Consider the following 16,778-nt stretch of genomic DNA (forward strand, 5'->3'; position numbering starts at 1 on the left):
TAATTGTATGCAAAAATATTCATAGCACGCAAATTATTGCGTGCTATTTTTTGCAGTGTGGTATTTCTCTAATTTATAATACAAATTTCTGACCGATATCCCAAGCTCTTTTGCAGACTTAGTCTTATTGCCATTATTCTTTAGTAATATCTTTTCAATGATTGCACCTTCATAATTTATGACCATTTCATCGAGGGAGCTTATTTCTTCAAAATGTACAGTTTCGTTTGGTTCAGCAGATTGAACATCATTTTTAACTTGTACAATCGCTGATAAATGTTCAGGTAAAATTTGTTTTTCGTTAAACTTCATAAATATAACTGCTCTTCCCAACACATTTTCCAATTCCCGTACATTCCCAGGCCAATTGTAACTGTTTAATTTATTTAATGCTGATACTGAGACTCCTTCAACATTACGCCCGTAGTCTTGATTAATTTTCGAAAGGAGCCTCTCACCAATTGGTAAAATATCTTCTATTCGATCCTTTAGTGCCGGAATAATGATAGGAAGTTTATTCAATCGGTAATAAAGATCCTCACGAAACTTTCCATCAATGATTGCTTCCTCCAAATGAACATTCGTCGCAGCTATCACACGCACGTTTATCGGTATAGACTTTGTCCCACCTACACGTCTAATTTCTTTTTCTTGTAGGACCCTTAATAGTTTGGCTTGCATGGCAGGTGATAATTCTCCAATTTCATCTAAGAAAATACTACCATTATTAGCTTCTTCAAACAGGCCTCTTTTCCCACCACGTTTCGCTCCCGAAAAAGCACCTTCTTCATATCCAAATAATTCACTTTCTAATAAAGTTTCTGAAATGGCAGCACAATTAACGCGAACAAATTTATTATATTTGCGATCGCTTTCATTATGGATCGCGTGAGCAAACAATTCTTTTCCTGTACCTGATTCTCCGCGCAGCAAAACTGTAGCAGGAGTACTCGCAGCTAATTTAGCCTGCATAATTGCTAATCGAATACCTTCAGAATCACCAGCTATATCCTCAAATGAATATTTAGCTTCTAACGTTCTAATAATTTGTCGTGCTCTATGTAACTCATTTGTTAACTGAGAAATTTCGGAAACATCATGAATTACTCCAACACTTCCTTTTAATTTCCCATCAACGATTACAGGTGCTACATTAACCAATACATCTCGGTTTTGTTTTCCGACTTTCATTCGCACTCCACGAACAGCCTGCTTTGTTTTTAATACTTTTACGTGAACACTTTCTCCTTCATTAATATCAATCGTTGCATGTTTACCTAAAACTTGTTCACTTGATAATCCAGTTAATCTCGTGTATGCAGGATTAATAATAATTCCATTACCTTTTTCATCCACAACTGAAATCGCTTCATCTGAACTTTGAATGACTGCTTCAAGCATGCTATACACTTCTTTTAAATTTGTCACTTCTTCAGCTAAATCTAGCACTTCAGTATCATCTTTAAAAACAGAAATAGCACCTTCAAGTTCTCCATCTTCACGGAATATTGGAATACGCGTCGTAAAAATTTTGCTACCATTAATTAATATGTGCTCTTGATTAATTTCCTTTTTTTTCGTTTGAAGCACTCTTGGCAATTTACTAGTCGGTACTACATCTAATATATACCTACCAATTGCATCATCTTTATCAGTATGCAACATTCTTTCTGCTGATCGATTAAATAAAAGAACTTTACCCCATTTATCTACGACAATCATTCCATCATGAGTATTATCTAAAATTAATTCCTGCTGCCTTTTTTTATTATTAATTAAATTAAAAAGCGATTCTTTTTCTTGAACAAGATCAGAAATCATTTTTGCAACTGAACCTGGAATAACTAAAGTTTGATTAGCTTTATGTTCGATTAATTCCTGATAAATCGCTTCATCTCCAGTTGTATTAATTACTACATGAATATCCTCGGTTAAATTAGCTTTCCAATCCTTTAGTATTGGTATATTTAAGCTTTTAGCAAATTCTAACCCTTTAGCCTCTTTTATCATATCTACTACTGCAACTACATGAAATAAATCAGAATGTGACAAAAGCTTTAATACAGCTGTTCCACCAGTTCCCATTCCTACAATCATTACGTTTTGTTTCATCTTAGTTCACCTACTAATTTCAACAAATTATTAAACACATTAGACTATTATATCTATAAAGTTATTCTTTCGTCTATTTCAAAAGTTTTATTAGTCTTGACAACACTATACTTGTATAAGATTATGAAGAAAGAGAATTATGTAATTTTATAATATATTGTTATTATTAATCGGAGGAATTAATTAACATGAAAGAATCATTTACACGTATGTTAGCATTCGTTGTGATTGTTGTACCAATAGCTTTAGCAGTTATCGGCATTAAATTACTTCGCGACTCGGTTTTTTTAATTCATTCTTTTGGTATTCCTAATATTCCATTGCAATTACTAATCGGAATTGTTTCTTTAGGTGTCGGTTTTTATTTAGTTGGAAGCTTTGTATTATTCAGGGATCGAAAACGAAACAAAGTTCAAGGTAAATTTTTAAAAAGATAATCCGCTTATAAAAATGAATAGTTAATTTCCACTGCATGATGCGAGTAGAAATACAAAGAAAGTGCTCACTATAAAGTAAGCACTTTTTTTATTTACTTAGAAACTGACTTCGAATTTTGAACGCTATTTCTGGAAAGTCCGTAATAATCCCCGTACAATTGATTTCAATTAAACGTTTCATTACATCCGGCTCATTGATCGTATACGGCCTAACTGCTATTTGATGTACCATCGTCTTTTTGATTTGTTCATCAGTAATAATTCGATAATTCGGATGAACTGCTCTTGCTTTAAAATCTTCAGCAAGTTTCCATGGTTCTTTACTTCTTCTATTATATAGAACTGCTGTTTCAATATCTGGTGCCATTAAGTGGAATTTAAGCATACTTTTATGATTAAAAGAAGATAAAACGATTCTTTTTTCATATTCATATGAACGGATTAAGTTTATTACTCGTTCTTCTAGCCCGTGATATTCAATCTTATCGTTTTTTAGTTCCACATTAATACTGAAACTATTCCCTCTTGCCCATTCAAACACTTCTTTTAATGTCGGAATGGTACATCCTTTAAATTGCCGTTTAAATCGATAACTAGCATCAAATTGCTTTAATTCAGCTAAAGTATAGTCTTTAACGAAACCTTTTCCGTTTGTTGTACGATTAATTGTCTCGTCATGTATAACAACAATTTCACCATCTTTTGTTAAGTGTACGTCTAATTCAATTCCATCTGCCCCTAAATCCTCACATGCCATAAAAGAAACCATTGTATTTTCTGGATAGGTTCCTGCTGCCCCTCTATGACCAATAATATCGACCACTTTAAAATTCCCCCTTGGAGAAAATATGTACTTTCTTCTTTTTCTTATTGTATACTAATTTTACGAAACTACTAAGGAGGTACATTATGCGACCATTACAAATTTCGCCTGAAACGGCAATATTATTATCAAAAAAATTAAATGTTCCTTTAGAACAAGTTATGCATATGCCACAGCATATATTAATGAAAAAGTTGATGGAATTGGATTTAACTAATAACAATGAAACATCTGAAGATCAAGAAAAGAAATAAAAAAATTGTTTAGTAAATTTTATTCATTTTACAGTTACTAAGAAGGTAGAATTTTTTCTCCTTCTTTTTTTGCACTATACTCACATAAATTATCTCATAAAAATTACATTTATCATTAAATTGAGTAAAATCATACAAATAATTAACAAATATAAGGTAATTTTAATTTAAACTTCCTTTCATATTACTTAATTTTCAAGTAAAATGTTAAGTATTGTGTATATTTTAAAGACAAGTATTTATGGAGGTATTTTTAAATGTTACCTGATTGGTTAATTGGTTTTATCATGGGTATGGTTGAAGGTTTAACTGAATTCTTGCCCGTTTCTTCAACTGGTCATATGATTTTAGTTGCTGATTTATTAAAATTCACTGGTGAAAAAGCTTCATTTTTTGAAGTTATTGTACAACTTGGTTCAATTTTAGCAGTAGTTGTTGTTTTCTGGAAACGACTTTGGTCAGTCCTTGGTGTTAAATCCGACGGTTACCGACAAACTAACTTAAACTTAATACATATCATTATCGGTGCAATTCCAGCTGGGATTGTTGGGCTTGTATTCCACGATTTTATTAAAGATGTATTATTTTCACCAAAAACTGTTGTAATCGGACTAGTAGCAGGCGGTATTCTATTAATTGTTGCAGAAAAAGTTTCTAAACAACCTAAATCATCTGATTTAGATCATATTTCATATAAGCAAGCTTTCATTATTGGCTGCTTTCAAATGTTAGCATTATGGCCAGGATTTTCACGCTCAGGCTCAACAATTGCTGGGGGATTATTATTTGGTCTAGATCGCAAAACTTCTGCAGAATTTACATTTATTCTAGCAGTTCCTATGATGATCGCAGCAAGTGGATTAGATCTTGTAAAAAATATCGATATTTTAAGTGCTTCAGACTTACCACTGTTTGCAACTGGATTTATTACTGCTTTCGTAGTTGCATTACTTGCTATCGTTTCATTCTTAAAATTATTAGAAAAAGTAAAGCTAACTGGTTTTGCAGTTTATCGTTTCATCGTTGCAATTGTATTTACAATTGTATTTATTATCTAATAAGACAATAAATACAAAAAAAAGATAGGACAACCATATTGTATGGTCCTATCTTTTTTTATTTTAATTAAGTTCATAATTTTATTTTTAAAATGGAAAAAGGCTATTCGTACAACGTATACGAATAGCCTTTATTTATATATGTTAGTTAATTATAATTAAAAATTGTTGTCTATTGGCGAAAGCCCTACCTCTCTTTCGCAATTCGGCTCCAGGGCCGTTCCATTAGGCAGCTTGTTTCACAACAATCTTCACTAACAGACACTACTACTAAATTTAAAATAAGGTTGAAATAGCTGACGCGTCATGGAATACGTCCAATTTTCTTCCAAGTTTCCGTAGTAATAATATCGTTTTTCTTAATGTTTCAGTGGCGCAATAAATATTATAGCACATGTTTATTATTTTGCAAAGCATATTTTATATTAACTTTCTTATGAAAGATTATTATTGGTAATAAAATAACCAACTATTGTTTTTCTTTTAGCATTCACAATACGTTTAATTGATATATTTAAATTAAAAGTCAAAAAGGGCGTGTATAGTTGAAAAGAAGAACATTTATCGTCATTCTCACGATTGTTTTGATCTGTATATGTTTGGTTTTATAGGTTTCTGGTTATTGGTTTGTTTACGGTACGCCTTGGGGAAAATATCATGAAAAACAATTAATACAAACCTATTTAAGCGAAAAATATCATGATGATTTTACTGTTAATATTAAATATGACATAGAGAATGGGTACCAAGCTACAGCCTCCCCCACATCAAATCCAAATTTGCAATTTGATATTGAACCCTCTTTTACTGAATCTAGTCCATACCAAGATTCATACACATACGAATATTGGAAAACCAAAGGGGCAAACCCGAACAGAGAATACATTTACAACCTATTTCCTAATATAGACTATAAAAGATTTGCTTTTGCAGATATGCTTTTTAGTATGACGATTCCTTTAGATAATACTTACTTAGATGGGACGGGTAATCATGTGTCTTCAACGATTTCTTTTGAGGAAGAACTTTCAATAGAGGAAGAAAATCCTCATGTAACCTCAGTTAGGACGATTCAAGACTCTAAGTTTGAGCCTGATTATGTATTAGCAATTTATTTGAAAACAGACTGGTATAAAGCAAATGAAGATGAACGGAATGTAGAACTTCAAAAAATCAATAACCTATCTAAATATCTTCAAGTGAAACATTTTCCTGTTCTTGTTCGGATTTTTTATGAATCAGCGAATCAAGATCATTGGAAAGCAATCTTTATAAAAGAGGACGGAACAATCGTAAATAACAACACTTTAAACTCAAATTCTAAATCCAAAAAATAAAAAACGTTGTCTAAATTAGACAACGTTTTCTTTTTAAATTAATAATTGCTAATGCGAAAAAATACCGAAGATCTCATAAGAAGTTATTCGCTTAGAGAATAAGTCTGTGGAATCACTGTTAGAAGTTTATCGGAATCGAAATTTTCTTGGGCAATTTGTAGTAAAAATTAAATTATGATGCTTTATGTTCTAGGCGCAATTTGTCTGCTACCATTGCAATAAATTCTGAATTTGTTGGTTTTGCTTTTGACATCGAAATTGTGTAACCGAATAATGTAGAAATACTATCGATATTTCCACGGCTCCATGCTACTTCAATCGCATGTCGAATCGCACGCTCAACTCGGCTAGCAGTTGTATTAAATTTCTTAGCAATATCTGGATATAATACTTTTGTAATTGAACCTAGTAGTTCAATATCATTGTAAACCATTGAAATTGCTTCTCGTAAGTACATATAACCTTTAATATGAGCAGGTACACCAATTTCATGAATGATACTAGTGATACTTGCATCTAAGTTGCGTGGCTTACTTTCGTAATTTGAAACAAGCGATGGGGCATTTCGTTTAGTAATTGAGCTACCTTTTCCAACTACTTGACGAATGTTGCTGATTAAATGCTCCATATCAAATGGTTTCAAGATAAAGTATGACGCTCCAAGATCAACCGCTTTTTTTGTTACATCCTCTTGACCAAAAGCAGTTAACATAATTACGTTTGGAATTTTCTCAACTAAGCCAGTACGTAAGCGATCTAAAACTGCTAAACCGTCTAAATGAGGCATAATAATATCTAATACTAATACATCTGGCTTTTTGTCCTTCACTAGAGGTAAGCAATCTTGTCCATTAAACGCAACTCCAACCACTTCCATATCAGTCTGTGCGTTAATGTAGTTCTCCAACATGATAACAAGTTCTTTATTATCATCAACCAATAATACTTTAATTTTCTCCACGCCCGTTCCTCCCTACATCCTCTATAGTGAATTTCATTACTTATTACCGATAATTTCGACAATAAAAATTTATTTCCTGTTTTTATTATAAATTCTGAATATTTTTATTAATATAGATAGTTTTCTTCATTTTCTTCTAGCATTCGACGATAGCAATAAAAACAACTATGTATTAAGTCGAATTATCATATAATTCATTATATAAAAAATGAAATAGTATGTAAATTTATAATTTTTAATAAAAATTTACAAAGTCTTAAAATATTCTTTATTCTCAACTGTTTTCTATATTAATAATTTTTTAATCAACTCGTTCTTGTTACTAGTATATAACCATTTTTTTCCATATTCAATCTAATTTCAAAAAAATACACCTACTAAATTTAGTAGGTGTATTTTACATCAAGATGCTTTTTTATTTTGATAATCATATATTGGGACTTTTGCTTCATCAAGCATCCATTCAATATGAACTCCATATCCACTCGTTGAATCATTTACAAAAACATGTGTAACTGCACCAATTAATTTTCCGTTTTGAATGATTGGTGAGCCGCTCATGCCTTGTACGATTCCACCGGTTTCTTTAAGTAAACGTTTATCAGTTACCTTTAAAATAATCCCTTTTGTAGATGGAAATTTTTGTTGGATACTGCTCACGATTTCTATGTCAAATGCTTCAACTTTATTATCATGTATAACAGTAAGTATTTTAGCAGGACCTTTTTTCACTTCATTTGATAATGCAATCGGTAAAGGTTGTGACATAATTCCATTGTCAATTGTACTATTAACTTTACCGAATATTCCAAAGGGACTATTAGAAGTGATATTGCCGATCGTTCCACGATCTAGAGCAAAATGTGCAATTTTTTCTCCTGGGGAACCATCCGAGCCTTTTTCAATAGCTGTAACTGTAGAATAGACTATATGCCCGTCTTCTACTTCTATAGCCTTTCTTGTATCGCTGTCTGAGATGACATGTCCTAATGCGCCATATTTTAATGAATTTGGTTCGATAAAAGTCATCGTACCAATACCAGAAGCTGAATCTCTTATATACAAGCCTATTCTATAGCTGTCACGGCCTTGATCACGAATAGGTTGTAGCATTTTTGTATAATACTTCCCTTCACGTTTTACAGTGATTTTAATCGGTTTTCCGTACTTTCCTGCTTTTTGAATAAATGGTAGTACATCCGACATTTTTTCGATTTGTTTACCATTCATTTTTATTATCATATCTCCAACCTTAATACCTGCAATTTCACCTGGAGACTTTTGTCCTGAGCTCGTATTTACTAAATGGTGCCCAACGACTAAGACACCAACTGAATTAAGTTTTACTCCTATTGATTGTCCTCCTGGTATTATTCTTAAATGGTTTAATACTTTTACATCCACCTTTTTGCTTGGTAATTCATTCATACCTAAAGCAACATTTACGATTTCGCTTTGTTGATCTTTATTTATGGTAGATGAAAATACATTTTTTTGATTTATATTAAACACGCCAATACCAACTATAAATAAAAGGAGAAGAATTTTTATTATTCGATGAACATTTACCTTTTTCACAAGCGAATCACTCTCCTTAGCGCCAAATTTCATTTTTTTTAATTCGCGGCTATGTAGTTAATGTTAGCTTTGTAAAAGCAAAATATGATTGTAAAATTATGATAGATACTTTCTCGTATAATGTTGTATTAGTATGTTTCATTTAGCATTTTCCAATTACTAATTTATCAATAATTCCCACAAAAAAAAGAGAATATTTAATGAATAGCAAAAAAACTACTATCATTAAAAATTCTCTTATGTTATTGAGCTTGAAATTTTGTTGAAGTTGCTTGTTCAATCAATTCTTTAGCATGCTGAATCGTAACGTCTGTAATTTCTACTCCAGCAATCATTCTTGCGATTTCATTAATTTTTTGATCATTTCGTAACGGCGTAACAGAAGTTTTTGTTCGGTTGCCATCAATTAACTTCGCTATAAATAAATGAGTATCTGCCATAGACGCAACCTGTGGTAAGTGGGTAATACAAAGTACTTGAGAATTAATCGATACCTTATGTATTTTTTCCGCTATTGCTTGCGCTACTCTACCACTAACACCTGTATCGACTTCATCAAAAATGATTGACGTAATTCCTTGGTGCTTAGTAAATATACTCTTTAAAGCAAGGAACATTCTTGATAGCTCTCCGCCTGATGCAACTTTAGCTAACGGCTTTAAAGGCTCACCAGGATTTGTCGATATATAAAATTCGACAAAATCAAATCCATCTTTTTTAAACTTCACATGTTTGTCACCTAATAAAGGATCTGTTTCTTGACCTTCTTCTACTTCAAACATAATTTCAAAGGTCGTTTTATCCATATAAAGCTCTTTTAATTCTTTATGTATATCAGCTGTTAATTTAATAGCTAATTCTTTACGTTTATCTGAAAGCAATGTTGCAGCTTCAATTAGTTTATCCGTTACTTGATCTAATTCTTTCTCTAGCTTCTCTATATGCTTATCTTTATGTTGGATCGTATCTAACTCTTGTTCGATACCTTCCGCGTATTGTAGGATGTCTGCAACGCTATGTCCATACTTCTTTTTAAGAGTAGAGATTTCACTTAAACGTGTTTCAATTTCATTCAGTCTATTTGGATCATATTCCATTTGTTCGATGGAATCACGTAATCGATACGATATATCTTCTAATAAATAATAACTACTACTAATACCCTCATGCATTTCCTTAATATCATTATCAATATCTGTAACAGATTCTAAAGAATACATACTTGATCGAACTGAATCTAAACCTGATCCATCCTGTGATAAACTTTGATATGCCTCAACTAATGATTTATAAATGCGTTCAAAATTAGAAATTTTAAGTCTTTCTTCCATCAGCTGATCATCTTCATTTTCCTGTAAATTAGCATTTTGAATTTCTGATAGCTGAAATTGGATTAAATCTAATCTATGCGCCATTTGTTGCTCATTTTCTGTCAATTGCTTTAACTGTTTTTTTAAGGCCATATAGTTATTAAAAATTGATTGATATTCAGTAATTAAAGGATGAATCGCTTTTTCATCATATTGCTGTAACATCGGTAAATGATGATCTTGGTCCATTAAATCTTGACTCTCATGTTGTCCATGAATATCAACCAAGAGACCACCAATTTCCTTTAAAATAGAAGTTGTCACTAACTTACCATTGATGCGGCAAATACTTTTTCCAGTTGAAGTAATATCTCTTTTTAAAATAATCATTTCATCTTCAATGTCAAAACCTAATTCTCTACATCTAGCGTAAATTAAATGATTCTCATTTTCGATATGAAATAAGCCTTCTATTTCTGCTTTATCAGTATCATATCTTACGAATTCTGCAGACCCACGACCACCAAGTAATAGACCGATGGCGTCAATAATAATTGACTTCCCCGCTCCTGTTTCACCACTTAGTACAGTTAAACCCTTTTCAAATGAAATGGCTACTTCCTCAATGATTGCAAAATTTTTAATGATAATTTCAGATAACAATGAGTTTCTCTCCTCTTTTTTAAAACCATTCTCCTATTGAAGCATGTCAATAAATTTTTCTTTTAAATGTTCAGCATCTTCAGGTGTACGACAAATAATTAATATCGTATCATCACCACAGATTGTACCCATAATTTCAGCCCAATCTAAATGGTCAATTAATGCACCAACAGCATTAGCATTACCCGGTAATGTTTTCATTACGATTAAATGACTAGAACTATCAATTTTAATAAATGAATCAATTAAAAGTCTTTTTAATTTTTGTAATGGATTAAATCTTTGATCCGCAGGTAAGCTATATTTATATCGACCATCTGATAATGGTACTTTTACTAAGTGTAGCTCTTTTATGTCACGAGAAATAGTTGCTTGGGTTACTTTAAAACCTAAATCTCGTAATGATTGTACTAATTCATCTTGTGTTTCGACTTCATTTTTCGCGATAATTTCACGTATTTTTATATGACGCTGACCTTTATTCATAATACACCTCTTTGCAAATTCCGACAAATATCTTACTTATGTAAGATTATCTTATCTAACTTACTCGTTATTGTATATATTTTTTTAAACGTTTTCATAAAATGCATTTTTTAGTATTTAAATATTAAATACTATTTTTACCGATATCCCCATTTGGAAAAAAGGAGAAAAAGGAAACCAAATAGGTTTCCTTTTTTATTATTTAGCCTTCTTCAATTCACTATGTGCTTCATTTACAATTTCCATTGGAGAACGCTTTAGTTCGTTCGTTCCAACTTCTTTTGAACCTTCCCAATGAAGATGAATTAAGAATTCAATATTACCATCTCCACCTGTAATAGGAGAGAAAGTTAATGCTTTAACATCATACCCTTGACGTAGTGAAAAGTCGACCATCATTTCGATTACTTGTTCATGTACTTTCGGTTCGCGTACAATCCCTTTTTTACCAACTTGTTCTCTACCTGCTTCAAATTGTGGTTTGATTAAAGCGACAACATCACCAGAAGGTACTAGTAATGTTTTTAGAACTGGTAAAATTAATCTCAATGAAATAAATGACACGTCGATTGAAGCAAATTGCGGTAGTCCTTCGATTAAATCTTCTGGTTTCACATACCTAAAATTTGTTCTCTCCATAACAATTACGCGTTCATCTTGTCTTAATTTCCATGCAAGTTGATTATACCCAACATCAAGTGCATATGATTTTTTCGCTCCATTTTGAAGAGCACAATCTGTAAAGCCACCTGTTGAAGAACCGATATCAATCATAATTTTATCTTGCACTGATACATCAAATGTGTTTAAAGCTTTCTCTAATTTGAATCCACCACGACTCACATATGGCATTACTTCACCCTTAATTTGCAATGGTTGTTCAATATCTATCTTTTCTCCAGGCTTATCTAATCTTTGTTCATTTGTATAAACAAGACCTGCCATGATCGCTCGTTTAGCTTTTTCGCGTGTTTCGATTAAACCACGATCTACTAGGAGTACGTCTACTCGTTCCTTTTTTGCCATTTATATGTCATCCTCTTATTTATTACAAATCATTTCACGGATTTTTTTAACCGATTCATCTTTTGTTAAATGAATTTCTTCAAGCAATTTATCAACATCACCATGCTCAACAAATAAATCAGGTATACCGATGCGTTCTACGCGGACATTTTGAAAATTATTTGAGCTTGCAAATTCTAAGACAGCACTTCCAAACCCACCTTGTAGGACTGCTTCTTCGATCGTTAAAATTGGTTTTCCATCTTTAAAAATATCACTTAACATAGCAGTATCCATCGGTTTAATAAACCTAGCGTTTACTACTTTTACAGAAATATTATCTTTTTCTAATTCATCCGCAGCATCTAGAGCCATTTTAATTGTTGTTCCAAATGTTAGGATTACGGCATCAGAACCTTCTCTTAAAACTTCCCATGAGCCTATTGGAATTTCTTTTAACTCTTCATCCATTGGAACACCAATTCCATTTCCTCTTGGGAAACGTAATGCAATAGGACCATCATCATATTTAATGGCAGTATTAACCATGTGTTGGCCTTCATTTTCATCTTTAGGCATCATTAATACTAAATTAGGTATATGACGTAGGAATGCTATATCAAATACACCTTGGTGTGTTTCACCATCTGCCCCAACTAACCCTGCACGGTCTATGCCAATAAACACATTTAAATTTTGTCGACAAATATCATGTAGCACTTGGTCATAAGCTCTTTGTAGGAATGTAGAGTAAATTGCTAAAAACGGCTTCATCCCCTGTGTCGCTAAACCAGCTGCTACAGTTGCGGCATGTTGTTCTGCAATACCGACATCAAAAATTCGATCAGGTAATAGCGCTTGGAAATTTTCCAATTTTGAACCTACTGGCATTGCAGGTGTTAGCGCAACGATTCGCTCATCATTTAAAGCTAATTTCAAAACCGTATCACTCACAAGCTTACTCCATGCAGGTGGTGCTTGATTTGGCTTAATTAACTTACCTGATTCAACTTTATAAGGACCAGTGCCATGCCAAGTTCCGATGTCATCACTTTCAGCAGGCTTATACCCTTTTCCTTTTTTCGTTAAAACATGCACTAATACAGGACCTTTAGTTTTCTTTGCATATTCAAGCGTTTCAAATAAATCTTCATAACTATGTCCATCAACTGGGCCAAAATATGTGAAGCCCATTTCCTCAAAAAACATTCCTTGTGTAACTAAATATTTAAGACTGTCTTTTAATTTCTTTGATGTACTTGATAGTTTATCACCGATTCCTGGAATTTTTTTGATGACACCCTCAAGTTCACCTTTTGCCCAACGATATTTCCCGGTTGTTCGAAGTCTACCTAAAATGCTATGTAAAGCACCTACGTTCGGTGCGATTGACATTTCATTATCATTTAAAATAACAATGACATCTTTTTGCTCATGACCAATATGGTTCATTGCCTCTAGAGCCATCCCGCCTGTTAAAGCACCGTCTCCGATGATTGGAACAATATACTCTCCAGTTTTTTTAATATCTCTTGCAATAGCCATTCCCATCGCAGCAGATAAAGAAGTCGAGCTATGCCCTGTTTCCCATACATCATGTTCACTTTCATTTCGCTTTGGAAAACCACATAATCCTTTAAATTGTCTTAGTGTAGTAAATTCCTTCGCTCGACCAGTTAGTATTTTATGAACATATGATTGATGTCCTACATCCCATAAAAATTTGTCTTTAGGCGAATCAAAGACTTTATGTAATGCTATCGTTAATTCTACAACCCCTAAATTTGGTGCAATATGGCCACCAGTTTCAGAAAGTTGTTGAATAAGAAATTTACGAATTTCTTCACTTAATACTTCTAACTCACCGTTCGTTTTATTTTTTAAAAAACTCGGATTTTCAATTGTCGTAAGATCCATCTTGGATCACTCACCTTCCTAGATGTTAAATCTCTTTAAATAATTCATTATTATGTAATTTTATCTATAAAATGATTTTACCATACTTGTAGTTAAACGCTAGTTTCGAAAAGACTTACTCTTAACACCATGTATCATAATACCATTTTTATTAAAAACTGTTTAATGTTTTTTATATTTATAGATTAAAATTATCGATATTTTCCATCAAAATGAAAAGAAAGCCGCTAGCACAGATGTGTTAACGGCAAACATTTCTGTATATTTGATTAACAACATTAGCATTTGTTATAAAGTACCTACATTATACATAAATGTATAAATCTATTCAATGGACAACCATTTCATTACATAATTAAAGGTTAAAAACTGCGATTTCCTACAAAATCACAAATTGAGATTAGATAATCATCTTTAATTCCACATGCTCTAACATGTTGTTTAGCTTCTGTAATAAAAGTATGCAGTCTCTCTTTTGCCCCTTCGACTGTGTATAGCTTTACATATGTCGTTTTATCATTTTCGATATCACTGCCAACTGGCTTTCCTAAAACTTCTTCGTCGCCAATTACATCTAAAATGTCATCTTGTATTTGAAATGCTATGCCAAGTTTATATGCAAATTGTGTTAGATGTGATAATTGCTCAGCTGAAGCTTTTGAAATAATTGCACCCGCGATAACTGGATACATTAGCATTTTACCCGTTTTTCGTTCATGGATATACTGTAATTCTTCACCACTTAGCTGTTTACTTTCACCTTCCATATCTGCAACCTGACCAGCAACCATACCTTCAGGACCAGCAGCAATTGCTAATTCACTAATCAATTGTAGCTTCACTGAATTAGAGACTTGATTTTCATTCATTTCTGTAATTAATTTGAATGCATATGTCAGTAAACCATCACCTGCTAATACTGCAAGATCTTCACCAAATACTTTATGATTCGTCGGTTTTCCTCTTCGGAAATCATCATCATCCATACAAGGTAAATCATCATGAATTAATGAATAAGTATGAATCATTTCCAAAGCACATGCTGGTTTAATCCCTTGTACTGGGTCATTACCAAATGCATCTAGAGTCGCGAAAAGTAAAAGAGGTCTAATTCGTTTCCCGCCACCTTGTAATGAATAAGACATCGATTCTTTTAATCTCTCTGGCGCTTTTAAACTCTCAATTGATTTAATCATTTCTTCATTAACAAGTCTACTGGAATACTCCATAAATTCCTTGAAAGTGTTCATATTATTCCTCCTCAACAGTAAAAGGAGTTTGCTCACCTTGTTCATTTAAAATCGATGTCATTTGTTTTTCAACTTTTGTAAGCTTTTCTTGACAAACTTGAGACAGTTTTATACCTTCTTGAAAATATTCGATTGCTTTTTCAAGTGGTACATCACCTTGCTCTAGTTTTTGTACAATCGTTTCAATCTCTTTAATTGCTTCTTCAAAAGATAGTTCGTTTTGTGACAATTGCTTTACTCTCCTTTTACTTCAAGTACTTCACAATTTAATTTTCCATCAGTCATTTGTAACTGGAATTGATCTCCGCTTTTTGCTTGGTTAACCGATTTTATCAGTTCATTATTATCTTTATAAGCTAATGAATAACCCCTGGCCATAACCTTTAATGGACTAAGTGCATCAAGTGTATGCACTATTTTTTCCATTTCAAATTTTTTCTGGGTTACAAGTCGATTAAATTCTTTTTGTAAAGTCATATGTAACTGCAAGTGTTTCTGTTTTTCAAGCTGAATTCTATTACTCGGATGATGTATTAGTAAAGACGAATTAAGCTCTTTATGTTTATTGATTTTCGATTTAACAATTTCATTTATTGTCGTGTGAAAGCGCTCATTAATCCGATCAAACTGTTCTTGTTTTGGGTGAAATAATGAATTTGGATACCTAAAAACATAAGCATCTTGAACAGACTTTAATTGAGCTTTTTTACGTTCGATAATTGTATCTATCGCTTTATTAAGTCTAGTCTCTCGTACTGAAAATTGTTCAAGAATTTCCCTCTGACTTAAAGAAACTAATTCTGCCGCAGCTGTTGGTGTAGGAGCTCGTAAATCGGCTACATAATCAGCTATAGTTGTATCGGTCTCATGCCCAACTGCTGAAATAATTGGAATTTTTGATGTGAAAATAGCTCTTGCCACTTTTTCATCATTAAAAGCCCAAAGCTCCTCTATTGAACCTCCACCTCGCCCGACTATTAAAACATCAATTTCTTTCATTTTATTAGCTGTTTCAATCGATTTCACAACTGATACAGGGGCACCTTCTCCTTGTACAAGAGTAGGTATTACGACTATTTTACCAATTGGATATCTTCTTTGAATTGTTGTTATAATGTCCCGTACGGCCGCTCCAGTCGGTGAAGTCGCAACCCCGATTACACTAGGAAAAGAAGGAATCTTTTTCTTAAATTTCTGATCAAAGAGTCCTTCTTCTAATAGTTTTTTCTTTAATTGTTCATAAGCTACAAAGAGACCGCCAACCCCGTCAGGCTGCATGTCTCTTATGTAGATTTGATAGCTACCAGACCCAGGGTATACATTTATTTCACCTTGAACAATAACCTGCATACCATCAGTTGGTTGAAATGCTATATTAGCATTATAGGATTGAAACATGACCGCCGCAATTCTAGCACCATCATCTTTTAAGGTAAAATAATAATGACCGCTAGATGAATGACGTTTAAAGTTTGAGATTTCTCCACGGAGAAGTATACTTTGTAAATTTCGATCCGCTTGAAACTTTGCTTTTAAATATTTAGTTAATGCGGTAACAGTAACTGGTAGCTTTTCCGTCATGCCTAC

The 16,778-nt window shown here is 32.7% G+C and carries 14 protein-coding genes and 1 pseudogene; 4 read left to right on the forward strand and 11 right to left on the reverse strand.

The features are described from left to right. Window positions 1-33 precede the first annotated feature (33 nt). Complete coding sequence (locus tag CN601_RS10875; RefSeq protein ID WP_098171051.1) at window positions 34-2,112, reverse strand: sigma-54 interaction domain-containing protein; 2,079 nt, start codon at window positions 2,110-2,112, stop codon at window positions 34-36. Between the two features lie 188 nt (window positions 2,113-2,300). Here CN601_RS10875 and CN601_RS10880 point away from each other — a divergent pair, with 188 nt between their 5' ends. Beyond that, window positions 2,301-2,549 (forward strand): DUF2627 family protein, encoded by a 249-nt coding sequence (locus tag CN601_RS10880; RefSeq protein ID WP_098121356.1) that lies wholly within the window; start codon window positions 2,301-2,303, stop codon window positions 2,547-2,549. A gap of 88 nt (window positions 2,550-2,637) precedes the next feature. On the opposite strand, the gene CN601_RS10885 is transcribed toward CN601_RS10880, so the two are convergent. Continuing rightward, window positions 2,638-3,372, reverse strand: coding sequence for a glycerophosphodiester phosphodiesterase (locus CN601_RS10885; RefSeq protein WP_257131673.1), 735 nt, complete (start codon window positions 3,370-3,372; stop codon window positions 2,638-2,640). Between the two features lie 86 nt (window positions 3,373-3,458). Here CN601_RS10885 and CN601_RS10890 point away from each other — a divergent pair, with 86 nt between their 5' ends. From CN601_RS10890 to CN601_RS10900, 3 genes are all read left to right on the forward strand, one after another. Next, window positions 3,459-3,626, forward strand: a complete 168-nt coding sequence (locus CN601_RS10890; RefSeq protein WP_098121357.1) for a YycC family protein — start codon at window positions 3,459-3,461, stop codon at window positions 3,624-3,626. Window positions 3,627-3,883: 257 nt separating this feature from the next. Beyond that, window positions 3,884-4,684, forward strand: coding sequence for an undecaprenyl-diphosphate phosphatase (gene bacA, locus CN601_RS10895; RefSeq protein WP_098171052.1), 801 nt, complete (start codon window positions 3,884-3,886; stop codon window positions 4,682-4,684). A gap of 947 nt (window positions 4,685-5,631) precedes the next feature. After that, window positions 5,632-6,021: a hypothetical protein gene (locus CN601_RS10900; protein ID WP_142317331.1), complete on the forward strand. Its 390-nt coding sequence runs from the start codon at window positions 5,632-5,634 to the stop codon at window positions 6,019-6,021. A 172-nt stretch (window positions 6,022-6,193) separates the two neighbouring features. Here the strand turns inward: CN601_RS10900 and spo0A are convergent, their stop codons facing one another. The 9 genes and pseudogenes from spo0A to xseA form a co-directional block, all read right to left on the reverse strand. After that, a complete protein-coding gene (gene spo0A, locus CN601_RS10905) occupies window positions 6,194-6,982 on the reverse strand; it encodes a sporulation transcription factor Spo0A (protein WP_098120090.1) in 789 nt (262 codons plus the stop codon). Window positions 6,983-7,384: 402 nt separating this feature from the next. Beyond that, window positions 7,385-8,509, reverse strand: a pseudogene (gene spoIVB, locus CN601_RS10910) (SpoIVB peptidase); the annotation flags it as partial. 293 nt (window positions 8,510-8,802) lie between these two features. After that, on the reverse strand, window positions 8,803-10,533 hold the full coding sequence (gene recN, locus CN601_RS10915) for a DNA repair protein RecN (protein ID WP_098171054.1): 1,731 nt from the start codon (window positions 10,531-10,533) through the stop codon (window positions 8,803-8,805). 33 nt (window positions 10,534-10,566) lie between these two features. Continuing rightward, window positions 10,567-11,019, reverse strand: a complete 453-nt coding sequence (gene ahrC, locus CN601_RS10920) for a transcriptional regulator AhrC/ArgR (protein WP_098120087.1) — start codon at window positions 11,017-11,019, stop codon at window positions 10,567-10,569. 198 nt (window positions 11,020-11,217) lie between these two features. Further along, the gene (locus tag CN601_RS10925; RefSeq protein ID WP_098171055.1) at window positions 11,218-12,045 is read right to left on the reverse strand and encodes a TlyA family RNA methyltransferase; all 828 of its coding nucleotides are present in this window, start codon (window positions 12,043-12,045) and stop codon (window positions 11,218-11,220) included. A gap of 15 nt (window positions 12,046-12,060) precedes the next feature. Then, window positions 12,061-13,941, reverse strand: coding sequence for a 1-deoxy-D-xylulose-5-phosphate synthase (dxs, locus tag CN601_RS10930; protein ID WP_098120085.1), 1,881 nt, complete (start codon window positions 13,939-13,941; stop codon window positions 12,061-12,063). 362 nt (window positions 13,942-14,303) lie between these two features. Further along, the gene (locus CN601_RS10935; RefSeq protein WP_098120084.1) at window positions 14,304-15,191 is read right to left on the reverse strand and encodes a polyprenyl synthetase family protein; all 888 of its coding nucleotides are present in this window, start codon (window positions 15,189-15,191) and stop codon (window positions 14,304-14,306) included. 1 nt (window position 15,192) lies between these two features. Beyond that, window positions 15,193-15,420 carry an exodeoxyribonuclease VII small subunit gene (locus tag CN601_RS10940; protein ID WP_098120083.1) on the reverse strand — a complete coding sequence of 76 codons (228 nt, stop codon included), beginning with the start codon at window positions 15,418-15,420 and terminating at the stop codon, window positions 15,193-15,195. A 5-nt stretch (window positions 15,421-15,425) separates the two neighbouring features. Then, a complete protein-coding gene (xseA, locus tag CN601_RS10945) occupies window positions 15,426-16,772 on the reverse strand; it encodes an exodeoxyribonuclease VII large subunit (RefSeq protein WP_098171056.1) in 1,347 nt (448 codons plus the stop codon). Between the last annotated feature and the right edge of the window lie 6 nt (window positions 16,773-16,778).

Source organism: Bacillus sp. AFS017336 (genome assembly GCF_002555445.1).
GTDB lineage: Bacteria > Bacillota > Bacilli > Bacillales > Bacillaceae_G > Gottfriedia.